This window comes from Mesorhizobium sp. M1E.F.Ca.ET.063.01.1.1, assembly GCF_003998155.1.
Classification (GTDB): Bacteria; Pseudomonadota; Alphaproteobacteria; order Rhizobiales; family Rhizobiaceae; genus Mesorhizobium.
In genome coordinates, this window is record NZ_RZSC01000520.1 from 1 (window position 1) to 4,334 (window position 4,334).

Annotated in this window: 4 protein-coding genes and 1 pseudogene; 1 reads left to right on the plus strand and 4 read right to left on the minus strand. The window is 64.9% G+C overall.

Annotated features, from left to right (window positions below):
* The 4 genes from EOA29_RS26890 to EOA29_RS26905 all read right to left on the minus strand — a co-directional run.
* A partial coding sequence (locus tag EOA29_RS26890) for a GntR family transcriptional regulator (protein ID WP_145969815.1) occupies window positions 1–158 on the minus strand: 158 nt, incomplete at its 3' end.
* Window positions 155–1,591, minus strand: a complete 1,437-nt coding sequence (locus EOA29_RS26895; RefSeq protein ID WP_126093575.1) for an FAD-binding oxidoreductase — start codon at window positions 1,589–1,591, stop codon at window positions 155–157. The genes EOA29_RS26895 and EOA29_RS26890, both read right to left, overlap by 4 nt.
* Window positions 1,592–1,726: 135 nt before the next feature.
* Window positions 1,727–3,007: a M23 family metallopeptidase gene (locus EOA29_RS26900; protein ID WP_127221846.1), complete on the minus strand. Its 1,281-nt coding sequence runs from the start codon at window positions 3,005–3,007 to the stop codon at window positions 1,727–1,729.
* A 174-nt stretch (window positions 3,008–3,181) separates the two neighbouring features.
* On the minus strand, window positions 3,182–3,649 hold the full coding sequence (locus EOA29_RS26905; RefSeq protein WP_126093577.1) for a peroxiredoxin: 468 nt from the start codon (window positions 3,647–3,649) through the stop codon (window positions 3,182–3,184).
* A gap of 97 nt (window positions 3,650–3,746) precedes the next feature.
* Between EOA29_RS26905 and EOA29_RS26910 the strand changes: the two are divergent.
* Window positions 3,747–4,334: pseudogene (locus EOA29_RS26910) on the plus strand (AsmA family protein); the annotation flags it as partial.

Sequence of the window (4,334 nt, forward strand, 5' to 3'; positions counted from 1 at the left end):
ACGTTGCGGCTGACGCCGAATTTCTCCGACAGCTCCTGCTCGGTCGGCAGCCGCGCGCCGGGGTTCAACTCGCCGGATTCGATCTCGCGGCTGAGGAAGGTAGCGACCCGGTGGGGCAGCGTCTCGACAGTGCCGATAGCGGCCAGTCTTTGCTTCATGGGGAAGTCTCCGTCGAGGGCAATAGGCAGCCCGGGTTCATCTGCCCCTTTGGGTCGAGGGCGGTTTTCAGCGCCGCGATCATGCGACGATGTGTGGGCGTGAGTCCGGACCAGAATTCGCGCCGGCGGCTGCGGCCGATGCCGTGCTCGGCGCTGATCGACCCGCCGAGGTCGACGGCAATGTCGTAGAGCCCCGCCGTGATCTCCGCGCCGCGCGCGCGGGCTTCCGCCGTGCCGAGATCGAGCGGCGGCAGCACATTGAAATGGATGTTGCCGTCGCCGGCATGGCCGTAGGCCAGCGGGATCCAATTGGGATGCTCGAGTGCGACGAAGCGGCGCGCGCGCTCGATCAAGGCAGGGATGTCCGAGATGCGCACCGAGAGATCGGTGCGGACATGATAGCCACGCTTCGCCTGGCCTTCGACCAGCCCTTCGCGGATCGCCCAGAAGGCATTCGCCTGCGCGTTGCTGGTCGCGAGAACCGCGTCGGTCACCAGGCCTCGCTCCATGGCATCGGCAAGGAAGCCGGCCAGCAAGCCGTTGAGATCGATGGTCGGCCCGGAGGACAATTCGATCAGCACCTGCACGGGGGCCGCGACCGGCGCGGTCATTCCAGGGTCGATCAGCCGGGCAAGCTCGATGCATTCCGAGCCGATGATTTCGAAGGCCGAGATGAGGTCGCAACAGTCGCGGCGCGCCCTGTTGAACAGCGCGACGGCCGCCTCGAACGAGGCGAGACCGAGATAGGCCGTTTCGGTCCGCGCGGGCTTCGGGAACAGCTTGACCTCGACGCCGGTGATGATGCCGAGCGTGCCCTCCGAGCCGATGAAAAGCTGCTTCAGGTCATAGCCGCTGTTGTTCTTGCGCAGCCCGGAGAACCCGTTCCACAACTCGCCATCCGCAAGCACGACTTCCAGTCCGAGGATCAGGTCGCGCGCCATGCCGTAGCGCAGCACGTTGACGCCGCCGGCATTGGTCGCGGCATTGCCGCCGATCTGGCAACTGCCTTGCGCGCCGAGCGCCAGCGGAAACAGGCAGTCCTGTGCCTCGCTCGCGTCCTTGATCGTCTGCAGCACGCAGCCTGCGTCGGCTTGCAGTGTGAAGTTCTCAGGATCGATCCGGCGGATGGTGTTCAGTCGCTCCAGGCTGATGACGACCCGGCCGGCGTCCTTCGTATCGATCGCACCCGAGACCAGCCCGGTGTTGCCGCCTTGCGGAATGACGCCGAGGCCGAGCTCGCTGCAAAGGCGCATCAATGCCTGCACCTCGGCGACCGAGCCGGGTCGCAGGACCGCAAGGGCGCCGCCATGATGGTCGCCCGCCCAATCGCCAAGATACTTCGCCATTCCCGCGGGCTCGGCGGTCAGGCCGTTCCGTCCGACGGCGCCTTCGAGGGCGTCGATAATCTCCGGCGACAGGCTGTGAATGGTCATCGGCGGTGCAATCGGCATCAGGCGGTAGGGTGATACATATCATCCTACAACTTGGGCCGAGTCAATCGCGACGCGTTCATGCAATCAAATTGCGGGTAGATTCGAGGGGTCTCCGGCGCGCGGCGGACGGACGCGCTAAAGGTATTGCGCGACCTTCTTGCCGACGGCGAGGAACCGCAGCGGGTCGACCGCCTCGCCGTTGTGGCGCACTTCATAGTGGAGATGCGGGCCGGTCGAGCGGCCGCTGCTGCCCGTCTTGCCGATCACGTCGCCGGCGGCGAGCTTTTGGCCGACGGTGACATCGATTTCACTCAAATGCCCGTAGCGCGTGGAAAAACCGTTGCCGTGGTCGACCTCGACCATGCGTCCGTAGCCGCCGTTCCAGCCGGCCAAGGTCACGGCCGCCGGCGTCGTGACCTTGGCCGGCATGCCGATCGGCGCCCTGAAATCCATCCCCGTGTGCAAGGCGGCCGTGCCGAGGATCGGGTCGGTGCGCACGCCGAACGGACTGGTGACGGCGCGACCTGGAGCGGGATTGGTGAGCGGCAGCTTGCGCGCTTCCTTCTTGACTTGATCAAGCGCATCAAGAGCCTCATCCAACTCCTTGACTTTGCCGTCGAAGATCATCGAGGAATCGAGCAGGACCAAGGGGCCGCCGACATCGTTCTTGTCGAGCTCGGTATCGACCGGGAGGCCGGCTGCTTCTAGCGCCTGCGAAATCGCATCGGCGTTCTTGTAGGCATTGTCGGCAAGCGTGGTGATGCGGGTGAGCTGCTGGTTCTCGATGGCTTTCAGCGATGCGTTGATCGATACGAACAGCTTGTCGGCGCGATCGGCGGCGGTTTCGTTGTCAAGCGGGTCGGACCGTGTCGACCACAGCGAGAAGGGCCTGGTGTCGCCGGCGCTCAGGCTAGCGACGGAGTAGGTCGGGGCCTGCGAAAGGCTGCCGGTGATTTCGTCATGCTCGTCGGGCTTCGCCGGAGCGTCGGCCGCCGCGGGTATGTCGCCGACCTCGCTTTCAGCCCGTTCCAGGATCGGTCCGAGCCGGCCGTGGCGCTGGCTGAGCTGGGTCTGCCTGGCCAGCAACTCGCTCACTTTGGTTTCCATGAGCTGCTGGTCGAGAAGCTGGCGGCTGGTGATCCTGTCCACCTGGGCGCGAAGCGCGGAGATGCGGTCCTCATAGGCCTGCTGCATACGCGCCTGCCTTGCCGTCGTGGCGCCGATCAGGTCGTCGCGCAGCACCAGATAGGAAGTTGCGAGCAGGTAACCGATGGCGATCGCCGCAAGCGCCGACCCGATGAATGCGGCAAGCCAGGGGCGAATGGTGAAATGCCTGATCTCGTTGCCCCTGGCGATAATGACCGTATGGGGCTCTTTGCGCCTGCCGAAGACCGCTGACTGACCGGTTGGTTTCACGGGACCAAAGCTTTCGTTACGACTCCAACGACCGCCCGGGATTACACATTATTAGGGTTAACAAAGCTTTGCTGGCCGCGATGCTCGCGTAACCAATTCACGCATTGCGCGTCGCAGGTTGCAGTGGGGAAAGGAAGCGGCCGGCAGATGCGGTGGGTGGTGCTTTCGGCTGGCTCAAAGAGCGCGCGCCGCTTCCAGCACCTCTTCGGCATGGCCCTTGACCCGCACCTGTCGCCAGATGCGGGCGATGCGGCCGTCCTTGCCGATCAGGAAGGTGGCGCGCTCGACGCCCATATATTTGCGGCCATACATGGTCTTCTCGACCCACAGATGGTAGGCCTCGATCACCTTGCGCTCCTCGTCGGCGACGAGGTCGACGGTGAGATCGTACTTCGCCTTGAATTTGTCGTGTTTCTTGACGCTATCGGGGGACAGCCCGATGACCACGGCGCCGGCCCTCTCGAATTCAGGCTTCAGCTGCGAGAAGCCGATCGCCTCATTGGTGCAGCTTGTGGTGTCGTCCTGCGGATAGAAGTAGAGTACGACCGGCTTTCCCCGCAACGCGGCGAGGCTGAGGGAGCCGCCGCCGTCGCGCGGAAGATCGAATTGCGGCGCAACGTCGCCCACTGCGAGATCAGCCATGTCGATGCCTTTGTCTGAGGTTACGCGCGGATCGAGCATCGGTATAACCTAAGGTGGGGATTCGTCCACGACGAGTTCGTTCACAACGGAATATTGCGTGGATCAGGAGCACCCGCAGCACGAGAAGATCAGGTTCAGGCGTGACGAGATCACAGACCTGGGGACGTTTCCGTCCGCGTGCCGCGTGCCACCACTCGGCCGCGCTTCGGTGCGCCGCCGCTTCCGCATCGTTGGCCGGGTGTTTGCCGGGCTCTGCGCGCTGGTGTTCCTGGCGGCAGCAGGCATCTATGTGCTCGGCACGTCGGGCATCGGCACGGAGCGGCTTCGCGCCGAAGCCGAGACAGCCATCGAGAAGCTGGCCGGCGTCGATGTCAACGTTACCGTCGGGCCGGCGCGGCTGACGCTCGACGGGTCGAGCTTCGTCGCCCTGCAGGTGAGCGACGTCAGCCTGAAGACCGCTGATGGCAAGCCGATGGCCGACGTCGGGCGTGTGCGCTTCGGCATGCGCCTGCTGCCGCTGCTGTCCGGCGAGGTCCGGCTGACCAGCGCCAGGTTTTCCGACGCCCGCATCATGGTCGCCGCAATGCCGTCCGGCGGCGGCGACTGGACGGCGGCGCTGCGCAACGAGGATGGTCTCGTCGATCCCGAGAAAGTGTCGGCGGCGGTGTTTTCCGGCGTCAACGAC

Coding starts and splice junctions, on each gene's coding strand:
- EOA29_RS26895 (WP_126093575.1), bottom strand. CDS start 1,591: ATGACCATTCACAGCCTGTCGCCGGAGATTATCGACGCCCTCGAAGGC.
- EOA29_RS26905 (WP_126093577.1), bottom strand. CDS start 3,649: ATGGCTGATCTCGCAGTGGGCGACGTTGCGCCGCAATTCGATCTTCCG.